The sequence below is a fragment of the Paenibacillus sp. yr247 genome, assembly GCF_900103825.1.
Classification (GTDB): domain Bacteria; phylum Bacillota; class Bacilli; order Paenibacillales; family NBRC-103111; genus Paenibacillus_E.
Genome location: NZ_FNIF01000002.1, coordinates 212758 through 232537 on the forward strand (window position 1 = coordinate 212758; position 19780 = coordinate 232537).

18 protein-coding genes are annotated in these 19780 nt (G+C 44.2%); 1 reads left to right on the forward strand and 17 read right to left on the reverse strand.

Annotated elements, in window-relative coordinates:
* Window positions 1-58: 58 nt before the first annotated feature.
* The 13 genes from BLT91_RS05650 to BLT91_RS05710 all read right to left on the reverse strand — a co-directional run bounded on the left by BLT91_RS05650 (window position 59) and on the right by BLT91_RS05710 (window position 15185).
* Window positions 59-1015: an AraC family transcriptional regulator gene (locus BLT91_RS05650; RefSeq protein WP_090817899.1), complete on the reverse strand. Its 957-nt coding sequence runs from the start codon at window positions 1013-1015 to the stop codon at window positions 59-61.
* 32 nt (window positions 1016-1047) lie between these two features.
* Window positions 1048-2067 carry a Gfo/Idh/MocA family protein gene (locus BLT91_RS05655; RefSeq protein ID WP_090817903.1) on the reverse strand — a complete coding sequence of 340 codons (1020 nt, stop codon included), beginning with the start codon at window positions 2065-2067 and terminating at the stop codon, window positions 1048-1050.
* 100 nt (window positions 2068-2167) lie between these two features.
* Window positions 2168-3007, reverse strand: coding sequence for a M15 family metallopeptidase (locus tag BLT91_RS05660; protein ID WP_090817906.1), 840 nt, complete (start codon window positions 3005-3007; stop codon window positions 2168-2170).
* A gap of 274 nt (window positions 3008-3281) precedes the next feature.
* The gene (locus tag BLT91_RS05665; RefSeq protein ID WP_090817908.1) at window positions 3282-4166 is read right to left on the reverse strand and encodes an ABC transporter ATP-binding protein; all 885 of its coding nucleotides are present in this window, start codon (window positions 4164-4166) and stop codon (window positions 3282-3284) included.
* Between the two features lie 2 nt (window positions 4167-4168).
* Complete coding sequence (locus BLT91_RS05670) at window positions 4169-7075, reverse strand: ABC transporter permease (RefSeq protein WP_090817911.1); 2907 nt, start codon at window positions 7073-7075, stop codon at window positions 4169-4171.
* 20 nt (window positions 7076-7095) lie between these two features.
* A complete protein-coding gene (locus BLT91_RS05675) occupies window positions 7096-8127 on the reverse strand; it encodes an efflux RND transporter periplasmic adaptor subunit (protein ID WP_090819728.1) in 1032 nt (343 codons plus the stop codon).
* Window positions 8117-8806, reverse strand: a complete 690-nt coding sequence (locus BLT91_RS05680; RefSeq protein WP_090819731.1) for an ABC transporter ATP-binding protein — start codon at window positions 8804-8806, stop codon at window positions 8117-8119. Before BLT91_RS05680 ends, BLT91_RS05675 begins: the two co-directional genes overlap by 11 nt.
* 117 nt (window positions 8807-8923) lie before the next feature.
* Entirely contained in the window at window positions 8924-10510 is a 1587-nt protein-coding gene (locus BLT91_RS05685) for a response regulator (RefSeq protein WP_175532107.1), read from the reverse strand.
* Window positions 10511-10516: 6 nt separating this feature from the next.
* Window positions 10517-12199, reverse strand: a complete 1683-nt coding sequence (locus tag BLT91_RS05690; protein ID WP_217635181.1) for a sensor histidine kinase — start codon at window positions 12197-12199, stop codon at window positions 10517-10519.
* Between the two features lie 192 nt (window positions 12200-12391).
* On the reverse strand, window positions 12392-13114 hold the full coding sequence (locus BLT91_RS05695) for an amino acid ABC transporter ATP-binding protein (RefSeq protein ID WP_090819734.1): 723 nt from the start codon (window positions 13112-13114) through the stop codon (window positions 12392-12394).
* A 13-nt stretch (window positions 13115-13127) separates the two neighbouring features.
* Window positions 13128-13775: an amino acid ABC transporter permease gene (locus BLT91_RS05700; protein WP_090817922.1), complete on the reverse strand. Its 648-nt coding sequence runs from the start codon at window positions 13773-13775 to the stop codon at window positions 13128-13130.
* Between the two features lie 84 nt (window positions 13776-13859).
* Window positions 13860-14651 carry a basic amino acid ABC transporter substrate-binding protein gene (locus BLT91_RS05705; RefSeq protein WP_254776842.1) on the reverse strand — a complete coding sequence of 264 codons (792 nt, stop codon included), beginning with the start codon at window positions 14649-14651 and terminating at the stop codon, window positions 13860-13862.
* Between the two features lie 231 nt (window positions 14652-14882).
* Entirely contained in the window at window positions 14883-15185 is a 303-nt protein-coding gene (locus tag BLT91_RS05710) for a YunC family protein (protein ID WP_090817928.1), read from the reverse strand.
* A 181-nt stretch (window positions 15186-15366) separates the two neighbouring features.
* On the opposite strand from BLT91_RS05710, the gene BLT91_RS05715 reads away from it, so the two are divergent.
* Window positions 15367-15867 (forward strand): hypothetical protein, encoded by a 501-nt coding sequence (locus tag BLT91_RS05715; protein ID WP_090817932.1) that lies wholly within the window; start codon window positions 15367-15369, stop codon window positions 15865-15867.
* A gap of 43 nt (window positions 15868-15910) precedes the next feature.
* On the opposite strand, the gene BLT91_RS05720 is transcribed toward BLT91_RS05715, so the two are convergent.
* The 4 genes from BLT91_RS05720 to BLT91_RS05735 all read right to left on the reverse strand — a co-directional run bounded on the left by BLT91_RS05720 (window position 15911) and on the right by BLT91_RS05735 (window position 19780).
* On the reverse strand, window positions 15911-17764 hold the full coding sequence (locus BLT91_RS05720; RefSeq protein WP_254776803.1) for a putative bifunctional diguanylate cyclase/phosphodiesterase: 1854 nt from the start codon (window positions 17762-17764) through the stop codon (window positions 15911-15913).
* Between the two features lie 298 nt (window positions 17765-18062).
* On the reverse strand, window positions 18063-18431 hold the full coding sequence (locus tag BLT91_RS05725) for a DUF423 domain-containing protein (protein ID WP_090817935.1): 369 nt from the start codon (window positions 18429-18431) through the stop codon (window positions 18063-18065).
* Window positions 18432-18465: 34 nt separating this feature from the next.
* A complete protein-coding gene (locus BLT91_RS05730) occupies window positions 18466-18768 on the reverse strand; it encodes a hypothetical protein (protein ID WP_090817940.1) in 303 nt (100 codons plus the stop codon).
* Window positions 18769-18859: 91 nt separating this feature from the next.
* Window positions 18860-19780 carry an AEC family transporter gene (locus BLT91_RS05735; RefSeq protein WP_090817943.1) on the reverse strand — a complete coding sequence of 307 codons (921 nt, stop codon included), beginning with the start codon at window positions 19778-19780 and terminating at the stop codon, window positions 18860-18862.

Here is a 19780-nt window from a genome sequence, read left to right on the forward strand (position 1 = left end):
ACACAGAAAAAGGCTGTTCCCTAAGTAGATCATTCTACGAGGGGAACAGCCTTTTCTTTTATACATAACTCATTACATTTTCGCGGTAATGATTTGGAGTGACACCATGTGCTTTTTTGAAAACATAGTGCAAATAGTTACTGGAAGCAAATCCATTGCTTTCTGCAATTTTCTCAAGGGTCATCGAGGTTTGCAATAACTCCGTGCATACATGCTTAAGTCGAACTTGTTCTAAGTATTCGCTGAACGAAATGTTCGCCTGCTCCTTAAAGATGCGCTGAAGCTGCCTTGAGCTGATCTGTAGGCGTTCAGCTACCCCTTCAAGCGTTAGCGGACGACGGAAGTTATCCTCGATGAATTGAACGGCAAGCTGATAACGATAGCTCTTCATATCGCGTGCAGGCAAATTCAACCCGTGATGATCCGCTTTATAAGCACCTATCGTCCTTAGCAGCATCTGCACAATGGACTGTTTAATAATGGTATATTGACCTAGCTGATTGCTGCGCCAAGCTTCATAGGCGACTAGAAAGCACTTCATTGCTTCCTGTCGGTCTAATGCAGGGATGTGAGGAAGTTCGCTCAACTGCCTTAAGCAGGCATCTGCTTCTGCGATCTCCCAAGCTTGTCCCCACGCCCCAGACTCCGGTTTAGAGCCTTGCTCATCCTCATCCAGATCCAGCTTTACAATATCAATATGCAGACAAAGTTCACCCATGGCTTCCCGATCATCGGCCTCTTGACGATGACTGACGCCGGGTGCCGTTACATAAAGCATGCCTTCTTGAAGAGGATGTGTAACACCGTCCAAGACTACTTTGCCTTTTCCACAGGGGATATAATGAAATTCATACTCAGAATGTTGATGAAAATCTATAATGGTTCCGGCAGGAAAGGAAGTCAGATGACAGCGCAGTACACGTAGTCCATAAGAACCCCATCGGAAGCTTAGTTCCAAGCGATCCAATGCCCTTGGATTCTCAAGCATCGGTTCGAAGTAAAATGGCTGACTCATCCGTAACACCTTTCCTTTCAAGCTTGAGATAGTTACTGGGCTAATGAATCAAGTCGAACTTGCTGCTTCGTCGCAACAGAACGATTCGAAGCCTCCATCAGCTTCGTTAAGTCCACTGCTAGCCCAATATTTTCAACTGCTTTAGTCCCGTTTTGAATATGGGTAACCCATTGATCAAAAGCAGATGGCTTCGCTTCTGGACCGTTCTCATACGCAACCCATTGGGCGCTCGCATCAGCAAGCTTTTTTGTACGAAGTAAGACTCTACCATCATGGTCGGAATAAAGCACACTGCCATCGGTACCGTGAACTTCGATCACAAACGGTGAAAAGGCGTTCACAAAACCAGCTTCTACAATGCCTAGTGCTCCGTTCTCATACTGAAGGGTTGCTACGGCATTATCTTCCACTTCTCTACCCGTTACATAACCATAAGAAGCGCTTACAGCTTCTGGCAGCCCCAACAATAAACGAGTTAAATACATAGGATGACAACCGAGATCAATTAAGGCGCCTCCGCCACATTGCTCTGCATTATAGAAATGCTCCGGTAACCAACCCTTCGGATTGGCATCTGTAGATATGCCGCCATTGTGTGATAAGCGTGTACGAACGAGTGTAACCTGTCCGAGCAATTCCTTTTCAACAATTTCTTGAATCGCTAACGTATATGATGGATTCAAACGAGGCAATGAAACAGTCAATGTCACACCCGCTTCATTAACTGCATCCAGAATCTCATTGACTTCGTGTAACGTTGGCGCAATAACTTTTTCTGTAAAAATATGTTTGCCTGCTTTCGCTGCAGCAATCATTACGTCGCGATGTAGGTTAGTCGGCGTATCCACAACGACACCATCAATGTCCTTATTTGCCAATAGCTCAGCCAGATCCGAGTAAAAGGTAACTCCGCGCTGCTCAGCTTCCGCTTGTCCGCGTTCTGGAATCTCATCCCAAACCGCAACGATCTCTGTATCCGCATGCTCTGTAACTTGTTTAGCATAGTCCTTTGCATGCACGTGCCAAAAACTTAACATTGCTACTTTAATCATATTAACCTCCAAATAAGTGACTTGGACTCATTGTAACATGCTATAGCAGCCTGATAAATTTCGAATAAGCGACAGTTTGAGGTGCAAAATAACGACATTACTATTTGGTTACAGGTACTGCATTATAATACTCTTCCATCGTCAACTTTTTTGTTTCCAGATCTTTAGATACATCTACCCCTACATAGCGAATGTGCCATGGCTCGTATTGATAACCGGTGATCGCTGATTTGCCTTTGGGATAACGGATAATAAAACCATACTCAGCTGCATGTTTATCAAGCCAATTCGCTTCCTTTGTCCCGCCAAAGCAATCTTCCGCCGCACACTTCCCATCGCTGCTGGTTACATCGATTGCAAGTCCCGTTTCATGCTCACTTGTTCCAGGAACAGCACTGTACATCTTGGCTTTCTCTTCGCCGTCTTTAAGCACATAGCGCTGAAAAATAGATTTTTGCGTCGCGTAAGAACGATAAGCCGAAACACCGGCAAGATGAATACCATCCTTCTCCGCTCCTGCAAAAAGCTTTTCGATCGCACTCGCGGCGATGCTGCGCATTTTACGCTTTTCAATTTTCTCGGCAAATACAAATGCAATTTCTGGATAGACCAAGTCAGTCGGCTCGTAGCTTGCAGGCAGCGAATATTGCTTATTCACAAGAGCTGTCACACTTTCCGGCTTCGCAATGACTTGAATAGCTCCATTTTTTGGCGGAACTGCAGAGACCGCTGGGGAAGCCGTTGGTACCGGTGATGGTTGTTGGGTTATTGTAGAAGATGGAGGAGGAGAGGCCGATGCTGCTGGACTTACTGCGCTAACTGAAGAAGTGGGCGTCGCAGTGGGGCTGACACTAGGAGCTACTTCCCCCTTGCTGCTGCAACCTGTTACTATCGATAACGCCATGAGTATGGCGAGCGAGTATTTCGTCTTGTTATTCATGATCCTAATTATGCCTCCTCAAGTTGAAAAACGTACATATCAAATAGACTACTAATCTGATGTAAAAGTTGCATGGCTAAAAGCATAGATTTTTCAATTAAAAAAGACTGCAATTTAGGTTTTGCGCCTAGATCGCAGCCTTCTCATATTTTATGCGTAAAGGTGTGAGGTTACAAGTTTTGAATTTTTGTAAAATACCCACAGACAAAAGAACAAGTCCGGAGTCACACTTTCAGAAGAGTAAATCCATGATTTGGGTTTGTAATCAAGTTATTTATCCCTTGTCTTGCGGAAGAAGAACAATTCGTCCATCCTCCATCGCAACGCGAACTTTATGCGTACTCGAAGCACCAATCGATTCGAGGAAGTTAGCAGGAATTTGCAGTCTGCCCGCCTTGTCAACGACAGCGTATTCGACATGAGAATCCTCCTCCTCAGCAACGATCCCTTGCTCAAGCTCCAGCAATTCCTCCTGGTAGGATTTGCGCCGCAATATCTCCGAGGAGGTTTTGCCATCTCGGATGGCAACAACTCGATCTACTTTCTTAGCTAGAAGCGGATCGTGCGTCACGATAACAACGGTTAAACCGAAGGTGCGGTTCAGCTCACGAAACAGATCGAGAATTTGAATCGCCATCTTCGTATCGACAGACCCTGTCGGCTCATCAGCGAGCAAGAGCTTAGGCTGATTAGCGAGCGCAATAGCAATGGCCACACGCTGCTGTTCTCCGCCAGAAAGCTCATTTAGCTTGTTATTTTTTCGATGACTCAAACCTACAGCATCCAATAAATCTAAAGCGCGGTAGCGCTTGCGTCGTCCCTGCAGCAGGATAGGCAATTCCACATTTTCCAAAGCTGTCAAATAGGGAATTAGATTGCGTGCATTATTTTGCCAGACGAAGCCAACGGTTTCCCTTTTATACTTCACCAGATCTGATTCCTTAAATTTCAACAAGTCCTTCCCATCCACGTGGAGATTACCTGCCGAAGGTCGATCGAGCCCTCCCAGCATATTCAACAGCGTCGATTTCCCACTGCCACTGTTGCCGATAATCGCCATTAGCTCTCCCTCCTCAATGTGGAGATCAAGCCCTTGCAATGCTACGACTTCTATATCAGCCATTTTATAAATTTTAACTAGATTTTCACAGTGAATCATCCTTAATCCTCCCCAAGCTTAACGGCTTGATGAATCTTAATTCTGGAGAGCATCGTACCTAGCAGTATAAGACCCGTTCCTATCATCAAAGCGACAATGACGTACAAATGCAACTGATCATTCGGATCAAAGCTCACTTGAAAAGGAGGCACTTGACTCGATGCATCGAAAGTTAACTGGAACAAGGGAACATACAATCGGCTCGCTGTATTCCCCGTGAGGATGCCAATCAGCACAGCTGCTCCCGAAGTTAGTAATTGTTCGGCGATTAGCATTCCGATCAGCTGTAAAAAAGAAACTCCCATCGCGCGAAGGACACCAAATTGCAAAATCCGTCCAGACAGCGAGAGCACCCAATACAGTAAAAATCCAATAAAGCTTATTCCTATAGCAATTAGGAAGCCTAGTGTCATAACACCATTCACGGCCAGTTGAAACGGATCATTCTTGGAGCGAACCAACATCTGCTTCGTATCGATTAAATTTAAAACGGACATATGTTTAAGCTCTAACTCCTCATACAAAGCTTGACTGGTCATATTCGGTTTTAGCTTTAGCCAAACATCATAAGGCTCTACAGCCATATTATTTTGAATGTAAGAGAGATGTCCAATGACCAACTTCGGTGCATCCACTTTACTTTGCTTCGTCTTGCCTGTACTGCTCCCTGTTTGGGTGGCAGGCGATAATATCGGATTGGGATTCCAGCTTGGCCAGTAATCAATAATCCCATACACAACACAAGTGGCTCCCTCCACATCACTCCATCCTAAATGTACCACATCGCCCACTTTGGCTCTTGTTTCCTCAGCAACAGACTTGGAAATAAGCACGGCTTTGGAATCGGCAGCCAATAAGTTTAAATAATCATAAAAATGATGATCAAGCAAATGGTCGCGGAGCCAAGCCGTTTGTCCGAATTCATCGGTATCAATGCCCATGAACGCTGTTTTTTTCGATTCTTTGCCCAACGTGAAATAAGCATCATTTTTATAAAACACCCGAGCGGCTGATTCCACACCAGCCAGCTGTGTGAAGGGCAGGAACGGAGGCTCCGTATATTGGACTCGTTTCTTAGTAAGTGGTTGACCATCACTGGAACTCGCTTCTGCCGAAGAGCCTGACGGCCCTGACTGTGGAGTCGGAGCATCATTTTCCCATTTGGTTTGCAGAACAATATCCGCCCCATTCTTATAGCGAATCTTCTCTTCAATATTTTTGTTCATCGTCCTTGCTGCGCTGGCACTAAACAACCCTGTTGCAAGTGTCATGATGATAAATAGCATAATGAATTGATACTGTGTAGTTGAGCGGCCAACTTGGAGCAAGGTTGAATACAAATAAGGAGGCCACCACTTTCGGCCGATGCCGTAGATCAGTTGAATGACCCATGGATATATCCGCAGTAGAAACAGGCCCATAGCGAATATGAATATAGCCGGCACAAGGAAAAGAAGCGGATCCACTTTCATGTCCATGGAGTCTAGTCCTAGGGAAACCAGATCATTCATACGTCGGTTAAAGCTCTGTAATAAGTAGATGGATACAACCAATAAGAGAACATCGAGAAACATTTTATGAACAAAAGAGAGCTTGTTCTTCCTCCCCATCGTTTGTTTAAGACCAACAATTGTAGCGCGAGTGGCGAGTACAGCTGGAATGAGTGTCATACAGACCGACGCGACTACGGCGACTACGGCGTATTGATAGGCCTCCTGATTCAACTTGACTTCCATCGATGCGCGCTGGACAAACTCCAGAAAACCATTCGAAGCACCCAATATTTTTGTTAATTGAAGGCCGATTAAAGGACCAATTAAAAGAGCAACTCCCCCTAATAAAATACCTTCCAACACATAACCAAGAAGAATCTGAGTGCGGCTAGCTCCTCTGCTGCGCAGCACGGCAATCTCTGTTTTCTGTCGTTCTGTAATCAAATTGGCAACCATGAATAAATAGAAGGCTAGTAAAATACTAACGGGCACATTAAGCGACCACAGCATAATTCTGAGCTTTTTCTCTTTCTCACCATATAATTTCAAAGTGTTAATAGCTGGATTTTTGACCGTATATGTGTTGAAATGATTGCTTAAATAGCTGTCTATCCTTACATGTGTGTTAATATAGGCTTCAAGCCCTTCCAGCTTTAATTGATGATAATCTAGTATGTAATTCCAATAGGAAAAGGTGTTATTAAAACTTTTGTTTTTTGTAAAATCTTTCTCAAATAACTCATAGGGAATGAAAAATTTTGTTCGCAAGTCGTTCATATTATTAGTCCAATACAGATCGGCATAATCTTTACGATCGATGACGGCAACCGGCTTTATTCGAATGGTTTGCTTCAATTCCTTGTTTACGATGGTTAGTTCATTGCCAAGTACGATTTTCAACTGTGTCAGCAGTTCAGGAAATACCCACACTTCATATACACCATTCACGCGTTCTGTGGAAGGCATTACACCATCAACAAGACGAATATGTTTTTCGAAATCGGACATGGCTGTCAATTCGGCTGAACGGTTCACTTTAGGGTCTACTTTACTTGGATCACTCGGTGTAAGTTCAAAATTTATTGTGCTGCGCATTATGGTGGAAAGGAGAATCGGCAAGTCAAACCGCTTGCTTTGTTCTGTCATAAAAGCATCCGTTTCCGCTAAAAGTTTATCTCCGCCTTCTTCCTTTTCAGATCCCATTACGTAGGCAAAGTTATATGCTTGCCCGGGATATTGCTGCGTGTCGGTTTGCAGAACTTCCAAGTCTTTGATCAGCATGCGCTGTAAAATGGCGTGTGTATAAATGGGCATCGAGCTTGCAAGTGCTACCGAAATAATTAGCCCTATTAATAAACTAAGCTCTAGCCAACGATTTTTGACCATTTTACGGAGAATCATCAGAAATAAAGCCATTGCAATCCTCCTAAAGAGTGCTAATTATTTAAAATCACATTCTGACCTTCCGATAATCCGGTTCGAATTTCCACTTCCGTAGGTGTGACAAGCCCTTTTTCGACATCGACTTCCTTCCGGCTTTCACCATTCAACACTTGAACGTAATCCCTACCTAGATAAGACCGAAGACCTGTTCTAGGGATTACGATGACATTCTCTCTTTTCTCAACGATAATAGTCATGTCTGCGGATGCACCGATCTCTGCTCCTTCGGTTCCACTCGGTACCCCAACGATAATCGTTTTGGCATTTCTATCGGCTTGCGCTTTATTGTCTGTCGGGGGAGCGCTTGAGGGCGTTCGCAGCACTTTGCCTTGTATATTCCCTGAGGAACCGATCTTCACTTCAACATTCATGCCAACTTCAATACCGGACAGTGTTCCGCTATCTGTAGATTCGTAAGATAGCTGCAGCTGATTAGGATCAGAAAGGACTACAAGCGTACTGAAGGCATCCACAACAGTTCCCTGCTGAAGATCGGTTAAGTAAGTTATGACTCCAGCAGAATCGGCCGTTAACTTCGTCTTTTCCAGCTCAGCTTGGAGGGATGATAATTGAAGCTGCGCAGCTTCAACATCTATGGCCTTCAAGCGATTCACCAGCGTTTGATCAGGATCAACCTGTCGTGTTTGCACACTAGCGATCTGAGCTTTCTCCAGATTCAGTTTTTGAAGGGCAATTCGTGTTTCTAAGTCGCCCTTTTCCAGTTCAGCCAGTACATCACCCGGTTTAACGGTATCGCCTACTTTGACGCGCATTGCAGCTAACCGATGGCCTGACTCTTTAAAATAATAATTGGACGTTTTACTCGACTTGAACGTCCCAACAACACTGACCTTCTTCGTTATGCTGCCTTTCTTCACTTCGTAAAGCTCGAAATTTTCTTTCACTGGTTTGACTAAAGGCGGTTTCAGCGCTTCCTCTTCTTTGGGCAGCAGTGAGCACCCTGCTAGTAAAACCACAGCACCGGTAATAAGAACGAGCCTAGAAGCTAATTTATTAACCTTCATCGACAATGGTACCATCCTCCAATGCATACACTTCATCTACGATTTCCATAATCGCCAGATCATGCGTTGTCAAAATAATCGTCATTCCTTCTTGCACTAAATCCTTGAATAATTTAAGCACTTGGAGACCCATTCGGCTATCTAACTCAGCTGTTGGCTCGTCTGCCAAAATCAACTTGGGTTTGTGCGCAATGGCCCTGGCTATCGCAACCCTCTGCTGTTCCCCGCCGGAAAGTTCGTATGGACGATGCTTCATTCTCGGCTTCAATCCAACGAAATCTAACGCCTCTTCTGCCAAATCCTTATATTGATTGGGGTGAATCCCCGATATGCGCAACCCAAACTCAACATTCTCGTAGGCCGACATATACGGTACTAAGGCAAAAGATTGAAAAATAAGACCGATCTGCTTCCGTCTAACTTCATTGCGCTTTGTCTCAGATAGACTGCTGATCTCCATTCCTTCTAAATAGACGGCACCTTCCGAAGGATGGTCCAATGCGCCTAATATATTAAGCAGCGTTGTTTTACCGGACCCGGATCTCCCGCGCAAAGCCACAAGTCTGCCTCTGGGAATAGATAAATTAGCTCCCCTCAATGCATGAACGGCTCCGGGGCCTTTTCCAAAAACACGTGTAACCCCTATTGCTTGCACCATCGGTAGTTGATCTTCAAGCATATTCAAAGTTAGCACCTCTTTTTTATCCTAATCATGGGACTACCCTCTAAATGTAAACCTTTACATAACAAAAAAATAGACAACCTTTGTTGGAAAAGGTGTCTATTTGTTCGATCTCTACATCGGCTTTACGAACTCTTTCGGCGAGCAACCAACCACGCGTTTGAACGTCTTGGCGAATGTTTTCGCATCTGGAAACCCTACCGCATCCGCGACTTCGTATACCTTCATTTCTCCTGTTCGCAGTCTACGCTTCGCTTCTTCCATTCGGATTCTCGTCAGTGTTTCACTCAACGACTCTCCCATTTCTTTGCTGTATAAATCACTCAAGTAGCTGCGGCTCAACCTGACATGATCAGCCATATCCGAGGTGCTAATCGGTGATGCATAATTCTCCATCATATAAGCAAGAACCTTACGGATAAACGTATTGTGCGAGCGGTGAATATGCTCGTTCCCTAAGGCCAGCTGGTTCTCCATGAGCATACTCATGGCTTGGAGAAGCCGTTCCTTAACCTGTTCGAACTTGCTGCAGGCGTGCAGAGCTTTGCTATAGACGAACAGCTCTTCATAGCGTTCAATCCCTGCGTAGCCGCGTTCACGTGCGTAGCCTGCAGCCAGCGCGAGCAGCTCCTGGATAAAGGACAACACCTTATCCTTCTCGGGGCGCTGCTCCCTCAATTTGCGGCAAAGAGCCTCGGCATGATACAAATACCCCTCGCTGTTGTCGTGCGCGACGCAGCGCAGCAGATCGCTGCGGATGTCGTACGGCACTTCCATGCTCGCTGCCTCCGGAGCATGCACAATCAGGCGATTCCAGCTGGAGCTGTAGAATCGCTCATGAAGCTGCCGCGCGTGCAGCTCCGCGGCATGCTTCACTTGCAAGAGCCGGCGCACGACGACGCCGGCTCCGATGAACCAGTCCGGCGCGTTCGCCAGCCGGACCTCCGCGGCGCGCTCAAGCGCCGCGGCAGCGGCATAGACGCCGCCATCTCCGGCGGCGTCAAGCTCTCCAGCTGCTGCCGGAACGAGCAGCATCACGCTGTCGGCGGCTAGCGGCAGCGCCGCCAGGCAGCCGGTCCAGCGCCAGTCTGCGACAGCTGCGGTTGGCCCGGTGTGCAGCAGCAGACTGACTAGGCTGCTGGATGCACTTGCCCCTGCTCCGTTATGATCGTTCTCCGTCATTCCCTCTCCGAACAACTCCGCCTGCAGCTCAGTTTCGCCAATACTTGTCTGCAAATAAGCCTGCAGCCTATTCGAAAGCTGCATTTGCTTCGTGGATGCCAGCTCAAGCTGCCGATTCTGCTGCTCCTTTCGCTCATGCCACTTCATTTCCAGTTCAAGCTTCACAACCTGCAGTATTTCAAGCAATGACTCTGGTTCCATCGTTGGCTTAAGAATATAGTCCTTGGCACCAAGCTTCATTGCTTCTTTCACGTAAGTGAAATCATCCATACAGCTCAGTACAATGGTACTTATAGGTCTTGCACTTTCTCTCAGCATACGAATGAGAGCTAGGCCGTCCATTCGCGGCATGATAAGGTCGGTTATCACGATATCGATATTCAATGGCTCCAGAAGCCCGCAAGCTTCTAAGCCATCTTCAGCATCCCCTGCATAGGTAAAGCCATGCTTTTCCCAATCCACCAACGTACGTAAACCTAGACGAATGATGGGTTCATCATCCACTACAAGCACATTCATCTGCATTCACTCCTCAAATTGATGGATGGGGAGAGACATCCGGATTGTGGTTCCTTCCCCTGGTTTGCTTCCAATATGCATTTTGAATTGGGGCCCATAGTACAGCTTAATTTTCTCGCGAATATGGGAAATTCCCACCCCACTCATTCGTTCCCTGAGCTTGCCAGATTGCGCTCCTCCTACTGCATGCATAGCATTCCAACCTGAGCTTCCCTCTTCCACCTGCATCCCGACACCATTGTCTTCAACTTGGCACAATAAGAGGTCTCTATCTAACCATGAACGAATCGTAATAATCCCTTCCCGCTTCGATGGTTCGATACCGTGAATAATCGCATTCTCCACAAGCGGCTGCAAGAGCATCCTCGGTACCAAGCAGCCTAAAGTCAACTCATCTACTTCGGTTACAACCTGAATGCGATCACCGTAACGAAACCTTTGAATTTCCATATAATCACGGGTTAGGCCTATTTCTTCACGAAGTGTAATAAACTCGCCTTTTTTACCTAAACTTGCTTGCAGAAGTCGAACTAAAGCACTGACAACCTCTGAAATTTGCGGTGTCTTATGTATTTTAGCAACCCATTTAATCGTATTCAGTGTATTGTAAAGAAAGTGCGGGTTTAGTTGATAATGGAGTGCTTCCATTTCAGCTTCTTTCTTCAGAGATTCTTCCCTTTTCACTTGTTTAATAAGGTCTTCTAAACGATTCAACATTTGATTGTAACTTTGACCTAATTGCGTCCACTCATTGGAGCTCTTGGATGTCCAATACGCTCTCAAATCGCCGCTTTCCGCACGATTCATTAACGTTTTTAGCACATATAAAGGCTTCGTCACAAAATTGATGAAAAGAAGAGAGCTGCTTATGCAAAGTGCCACAACCAAAGAAAGTAATAGTATAAGCCATGTGCGATAATGCGGAAAGGCCGCACTAGATAAGGTAATTGGGGCTTCATAGTAAGACATCCACTGTCCGCCTCCGATCATATCTATATGCTTCATAGAATGAACTACAGTACCATCAACATGCACATAATCGGCCTCACGTTCAGCTCCACGGAAATCGTCGCCCGTGTATATTCCATTTCGGTAAACTACCCTTTTATGTTGATCCATCAATACATAGGCATGAGAAGGACTCTTGAAAGATAGTTCTTTCCACAACTTGTTCATATTGAACCAAATAGTGACCCTTCCAAGCTCCTGCTTACTCGGTTTATCCATAACCGACTCCGAATAGGTCAGTATATATCCGTTAAATTTACTGCTCTCTGCTTCTATGGGCTCAAAACTTTTATAAGGACCTTTTATACGTGTCGCCATCGCTTCAGACCCCTCGCTTTGGGAGCATAGCGTCCTGTTCGATGCAGTTAAAGTCAAGCATACCTGCTCGACATAACGATTCTGAAGCAACTGCTCAGACAGCAAGCTGTTCGAATAGTCGCTCAGCTCTTTTACTTCATTTGAATTCGCAGAATCATCTTTGATTTTGGCATAATTTATAATCCCATAGTCTACCGCACTGCGGTGTGTTATTTCCGATGCATAACGGAATTCCTGATTCATTCTCATAAGCATTTGATCATGTCTTTGTTCCACTGCGGACATGAACTCTTTCTCACTGTAGGCGGAGAACTGTTGATCAAATAAATAAAGCGCACAGAGAATTGGAATCGAAGTGACCATGAAGAGATACAAAAACACGCGAAATTGAAAGCGGTTAAATAAATGAGAAAATAACGATGGCATAAATCACCTTTAGTTTCATATATGATGGTTATCCTCATTATAAAGCTATCTTTTGCCAAAAAGATATAAATAATAAGAGAGGATCGACATGCGATCCTCTCCCTACATACATCTACCTTATAAAAAGTGCTAGAGCACTTTAGACAAAAATGATTTTGTCCGCTCCTGTTCGGCATTCTCGAAAATTTGCTCCGGTTTGCCTACTTCGACAATAACGCCCTGTTCCATAAACATAACGCGGTCGCCGACTTCGCGAGCAAAGCCCATCTCATGCGTAACAACGACCATCGTCATGCCTTCTTTGGCCAGTTGTTTCATAACAGCCAGCACTTCCCCGACCATTTCAGGATCCAGGGCCGATGTCGGCTCATCGAACAGCATAATTTTCGGCTCCATCGCAAGTGCGCGCGCAATTGCAACACGCTGTGCCTGACCGCCTGAAAGCGAGTCTGGAAGGGCATTGGCTTTATCCGCCAAACCTACCTTTTCTAGAAGCTCTAGCGCTTTCTTACGTGCCTTATCCTCAGTCCAATTTCTCACTTGAATCGGCGCCAACGTAATATTATCAATGACTTTCATATGCGGGAACAAATGAAACCGTTGAAAAACCATCCCAAGCTCCATGCGAATCTCATTAATCTTATTTAAAGGATCCAGAATCGATTTACCGTCAATCAAGATACTGCCGCTGTCCGGCTGCTCTAACAGGTTTAGACACCGCAGAAACGTCGATTTCCCCGATCCGGAAGGCCCGATCACAACAAGAACCTCTTGATTCTGAATATCTGCACTTATATCTCGCAGGACAACATTATCCCCGAACGATTTTTTAAGATTTCTAACTTCAATCATAGCCGTCATATCTCTACACTTTCCTTTCCAGATAAGCAAGCAGCTTGCTTAGAGAGTAAGTGAGAATGAAATAAATAAGAGCTGCTGTCAAATAAGGCTCCCACACTTTAAAATATTGGCTGCGCATCGCATTAGACCAATACATCAATTCTGGAGCAGCAATGACAGCGAACAAGGACGAGTCCTTAATGAGCACAATAAACTCATTCCCAAATGGAGGTATCATACGTTTAATCGCTTGTGGCAAAATAACTGTCTTCATCGTTTGGAAATGAGTCATACCTAACGAATGAGCTGCCTCGGTTTGTCCCTTATCAATGGATTGAATACCCGCTCTGAAAATTTCAGCCATATAGCCTGCTGAATTCAAAGATAAGGCCAAGATAGAAGCAATAATGGCGTTAGTTGTACCAATGAATAAAGGAACGATCCCAAAGTGGACGAGTAATATTTGAACAAGCAGCGGCGTACCGCGGAAAAAGTTTACGTATATACTAGTTGGCCATCGCAGGTAGCCACGGTGTGACATTTTGCCTAATCCAACAGCTAGCCCTAATACAGAGCCGAACAGGATGGAAAGAATAGATATGCCGATAGTCCAGAGCGTACCCTTCAGCAATAAAGGTAAATATTCAACAATGATGTCAAAACGAAAATCCATTCCACACTTCCTTTCCTAACTTATTATGCTAATAACAGAACAACAGCATGCGTAAGGTTGAAGTCACGCATGCTGTTGACCTTATTATTTTTGTTCAAGCAATTTCTTCGTATCTGGATCTTGACCAAACCATTTTTTGTATATTTTTGCGTAAGCACCGTTCTCAATAACTTTCTTGATAGCGGGGTCTAACTTAGCTTTAAGCTCGCTGCCTTTAGGAAGCAAAATCCCGTAGTATTCGGCCTCAAAGTTTTTTGCGTCAGAAATCGTGGTGAATTTCTTGTTCGGATTATTTTTCACATATTCACGAACAATCGCAATGTCTGCGACAACTGCGTCAACACCGTTATTTTCAAGCTCCAATAGAGCAAGTGTGTTATTATCCAAACGCTTCAAGGATTTGTTCGTCTCACCCATAATTTTGCTCATGAGTGTATCCGCCGTTGTAGAAAGTTGAACTGCGACTTTCTTGTCTTTCAGGTCAGTCGCGCTTTTGATCGGGCTGCCCTCTTTAACAAGAATCATATTCGTAGATTCGAAATAAGGAATGGAGTAATCGTACGTTTGTTTACGCTCATCTGTAATCGAAACGCTGGAAATTCCAGCTTGATACTCTTTACCTTGCTTAACGCTTGTCAGCATCGTATCCCAACCTGTATTTGTTACATCGTAGGAAAGACCTGCTTCCTTCATTACTTCAGCAAGAAAATCGATATCAAAACCGGTCATCTTGTCTTTGTCCATATATTCCATTGGCGCATAGGAAGCGTCCGTAGCAAATTTGTACTTCGTGCCACCACTTCCTTTGGATCCACAACCTGCTAATGCCACAACTAAAACTACAGCTAGTACAAAAACCGTTAATTTTTTCAAAATAATTCCCCCCGTGCTATGTAATGGACGAATCATATTTTAACACTTGGTTAATAAAATAACAACGCCTTCGTTTAGAATTTCGTTAGGAAATTACAGGAAATGGATAATTCTGCACATTTTTATATTTTCGCACTAAATAAAGCGGTCCTTTTGTTCGTCATCCCTAAAAAAATAAAAAACGCCGAGATCCTAAGACCTCAGACGTTCTATTTCCGAAACTAAACAACACCCTTACATCATTCTTAAAATGGCTTCCTTTCCCGTCATTCCAGCTACGATGCCTAAGTCTTCCGCCGTATACGTCACCGATTCAAGCGGTGCTTCCAGAAGTTCCTCAATCGTTCGAACTCCCGTTGCCCGAGCCGCCACAATATTCCTATCTTTCAAGCGCTCATTGAGCAGCGCAACATCGAGAGCGCCGCACATAATGTAACCTTTATCCGTTGTCACTACCAGCAGCGTCGTTTTGGGCAGTTTAACCTCAATAGCAATAGCTGTATGTCCTTCAAGGAGAATGGGTTCAACGCGCATCATGCTCTGCACAGCTCCTCTTCGCAGTCTTACGGTAGTATATGCGCTCCCTGCTAGTACGGTGTGAGAAAGTATTGAAAAGATGCATGTGATTTTCCCGATCATGTGAAAAGCAAGCTATAAATGAGTATGATATCATGATATAGTTAGCATAAGAGCAATTTCTGGGCAGCAAGGAGGCTATATGAGTCAAGGTAAAGCAAGCACAAGTCCGAATGGACATTTATTCACCGTAGAAATTCTGATTGAAGATGCCACGAATGGCCTTGCCATGGAGAAGCTTCTTCATCTTTTGAATGTTGATACAGTCAAAGATTATCAAATCATTAAGGGAATTGGGCTTGGCAAATTAATTGAACTGAACACGAAAAAAGAGAGTGCGCCTCCGTTACATACAAGCAAAAAGGCAGTGGCTGCAGCACCGCCTTTAACTCCTCCGCCCGCGGCGAAAACCTCAGCCAACAGTGGGGCAGCAGAACATATCATAGACCAGTTGGAGGGCTTCAAAACGAATAATACCCTGATTCGTTTGACGGTCATTAAAGGCAAAGGAATCAAGCTAAATCTCCCATGCCGGATTTTGAATTATGATAGCAGCAATCAGAATGTGACGGTGTATCATGTAGATGAGAAGAAAGTCTACTTGTTCAATTTGAACGAAATTGACGATTACGTTGCTTTCTAATAAATAAGAGGTTGTCCCTGCATTAGGGGACAACCTCTTATTTTTATTTGATAGACACAGCAGTTGGGACGCCCGTACTGAGCATACTTTCTAGGTCATTCGCACATACAGGAGGACTAAACCAATAGCCCTGCACCTCATTGCAGCGGTTCTGATGCAAGAAATTCAATTGCTCTTCGGTTTCTACGCCTTCAGCAATGACTTTCAAGTTCAGATGATGGGTCATTGCTATAATCGTGGCAACGATAGCCGCGTCATTCGGATCCACCATAATATCTCGGACAAAGGAACGGTCAATCTTTAGCTTATCAATCGGGAATTTCTTCAAATAGTATAAGGAGCTGTAGCCTGTCCCAAAATCATCAATGCTTACATGCACACCTAATTCTTTAAGCTCCAGTAATGACTGAATCGCGTGATCAACATCCATCGTCATGCTTTCAGTGATTTCCAGTTCTAAATATTGCGGATCAAGTCCTGTTTGCTCTAGCACGTGACTGATCTTGCCCTTGAGATTATGCTGGAAAAACTGCCGCATCGACAGGTTCACAGAAATCGGCATTTTCGGGTACCCTTGATTTTGCCATGCTTTATTTTGCTTGCATGCAGCTCGCAGCACCCATTCCCCAATCGGTACGATCAATCCCGATTCCTCTGCAAAAGGAATGAAATGGTTTGGCGAAATGATACCCTTCTCCGGATGATCCCACCGAATTAAGGCCTCTACTCCGACAATGCGGCCCGTTTCAATATCTACTTGAGGTTGGTAGTACAAGATGAACTCATCCCCTACAATAGCCCTACGAAGTTCATTCTCCAGCTTGAGTCGATTTATTGAAACGGATTTCATATCTGTATTGAAGATTTGAAAGTCGTTTCGTCCTTTTTCTTTGGCTCTGGCTAATGCAATATCCGCATATTTCATCAGCATATCCGCATCTTCTATATCATCCGAGGATATCGCAATGCCGATACTTGCTGTGATATGCAGTTCATATTGCTCCAGAAGAAACGGCTTTTCGAGGACACGATTAATCTCTGCAATAACGGCAATTGCGTCATTAGAATCAGCAACATTCGTATAGAAAAAGGCAAATTCATCGCCTTCTGTACGAGCCAGATAATCATTGACCGTCACGCACCTTGTGAATCGTTCTGCTAGTTGCAGGAGCAGCATGTTTCCGTAGTCATGGCCGAAACTATCGTTGACGAGCTTGAAGCGATCGATATCCAAATAAAAGACCGCTACCCTTTGTCCTATCGATCTCGAAAGACTTAATCGTTCATTCAAATTATCTCTAAACATGCGCCTGTTCGGCAGACCCGTCATATCATCGTAATAAGCCATATACCTTACTTGCTCATCACCGCGCTTACGCTCTGTTATGTCCTGGCAAATGAGGATATGGCCTTTGGAATTAGGCTGTAAGTCAACAGGAACAGCAGTTACGTGCAAATCTACTCGGTAGCCGCTTTTATGTAGTACAGCGGTTTCAAAGGTAATAGGTGTCCCGCCCTTCACTTGTTCAAGCTGACTTCTCGTCGACTCAAACTGCTCTTGTGTAACAAAGCCGATAAATGGTTGACTGAGCAGTTCCGAACTCGAGTACCCGAGAATCGTTTCCCCAGCTAAGTTAATCCGGATAAATTTCCCATTTTTATCAAAAATCCCAATAGCATTCGGATTGTGCTCGAATAAGGAATCAAGCACATTTAGATAAGCATGATCCTGCGAAATATCTTTTATGGATGTTTGCGTACTTCCACTCTTTCTAAGCAGCAAAATAAGCAGCATTAGTGAGGCAAGTAAACAAATCCACGCAGCATACGGCTTTACGTAAAGGCTTACGAATATGGCGATTAACATATATCCGCCAATATATAGCCGGTTTTTCACAAATAAGCCTCCTCTTACTGCTCTATCTAGGTAATAGGAAGCGTCACACTGACAACCGTTCCTTCTCCCACTTTTCTCTCAACCACTAGGCACCGCTTATTCTTCAGCCAAAAACAGATGAATTCAATCTGTCTGCCATCTGGCATCGCTTCATTGCATCTTTGATCAAAAGACAGATTTTAAGGAAGAATGATCGAATCTGTCGTTGACTACTTTCTACATGAGACGTGCTATTTCCTGCTAATAAGGCGCAAAATAAAGAAAAAAGAGTCGGATTCCCCCGACTCTTCCAGTAAACTTATTTTAAAGCGGCAATGGCCAGAAGTATCCATCCAATCAAAAAGCTCAATCCGCCCAGCGGTGTTATCGGTCCAAAAACTTTGAGTCCTGTCAAGCTCAGGGCATATAAACTACCCGAGAACAGGATAATACCGATGAAAATGGCCCATCCAGAAGCGTTCACCATAGAGCTATTCGCCAGCTTTTCCGACAAAAGAGCAATAAGGATGAGTGCAATCGCATGAATCATGTGATAGTGTACGCCCGTTTGAAACACATCCAGTTTGTCAGGAGTCAGCTTTTGTTTCAAGTAATGCGCCCCAAATGCGCCTAAAGCAACAGAAAGAAACGCATTCACGCTGCCGAGCAGCAAGAAAAGTTTGATCATTTTTGTCTTCTTTCCCTTCCGTTATGGTTTCGATTTATTCCACTTCGCCAATATCATGCTGTCCGACGATTAATCGAACGGGTTCCATAAAGACGCGAGTAATTGTTGGCTGCTTGATAAGATCAATCTCAATATCTACAACCTTATTGCGAACGGTTTTGCCTTCTCTTTTGTCGTAAACAACCTCGAATTGTTTAAGACCAAGCTGATAAATCACAACAGATGAACCAATTGATAACGAATTTGATTCGAATTCTCCATGCTCAAATAATACCTCTGACAATATCTCTTCATTCATGTCGACAATCGTAACGTATTGACAAAATTGGTAGCGCATCAAAAAATGCCCCTTTCATTAAGTAAAGTATCGTTACCAATTCGCTGAAAAATGTCGAAATTCCTGCTAATTTCATGATTCCCCTCAAAGTTCACATAAATCCCAAAAAATAAATGACAACAGGGATTGTAAACATGCTAAATAACGTGGAGGTAAAGACAGTCTGAGATGAAAACTCCGGCTCATTCTCATACTCGATGGCAAGAAGCACGCTGCTAAGGGATGTGGGCACAGCACACGAGAGAATCAACGCCTTGGCTGTCAGTCCTTCAATCCCAAGAAGCCAGACAACGAAAAATCCGAGAAGTGGTCCTGCAGCCAATCTTAAAATATTCGATACAAGCACATTGGAAAAGTGAAACTCCCACTTCATACTGCCTAGCTGTACACCTAGCGTCAGCAATGCTGTCGCCATAAAGGCATTTGAGATATACTGAAGCGGCAAATGAATCGATTGGGGAACTGGCAGATGGAAATAACGCAGCACCAATGCAACTGGAATGGCGTAAATGACCGGCAAGGATAGGATCGTTTTCATCGTTGCTTTCCAGGTTGATTTATGCGAATTTAACGTGTAAATACCGTATGTGTTGGGTAACAGCGTCTGCATAATCATGATCACGATTTGGATCGATAAGGTGTAAGCATTCCCACCAAATACGGTCTGATTAAGCGGCAATGCGTAATTAGCACTATTGTAGAAAATAACACTGTTGCGCATCGCGATACGCACACCACGCTGCATTTTTTTCACCCGAATAATAGCTTCAATAATGGCAAAGAGAAGACTAAAGAAAAGAACAAAAAATAAGAGAACCTGTAACAAAATATGCAAGTTCATTTCGGATTCATAAAGCTTTACAAAAACAAGAGCAGGTGAAAACACATAGAAATTGAGTTTCGATAAAGTCTTAATATCAAGGTGAAAAGCACGATACATGACCACGCCGATTGCAATCATAATACTAATAGGTACAATATTATTCACTAGAATATATACGAAATAGCTCAT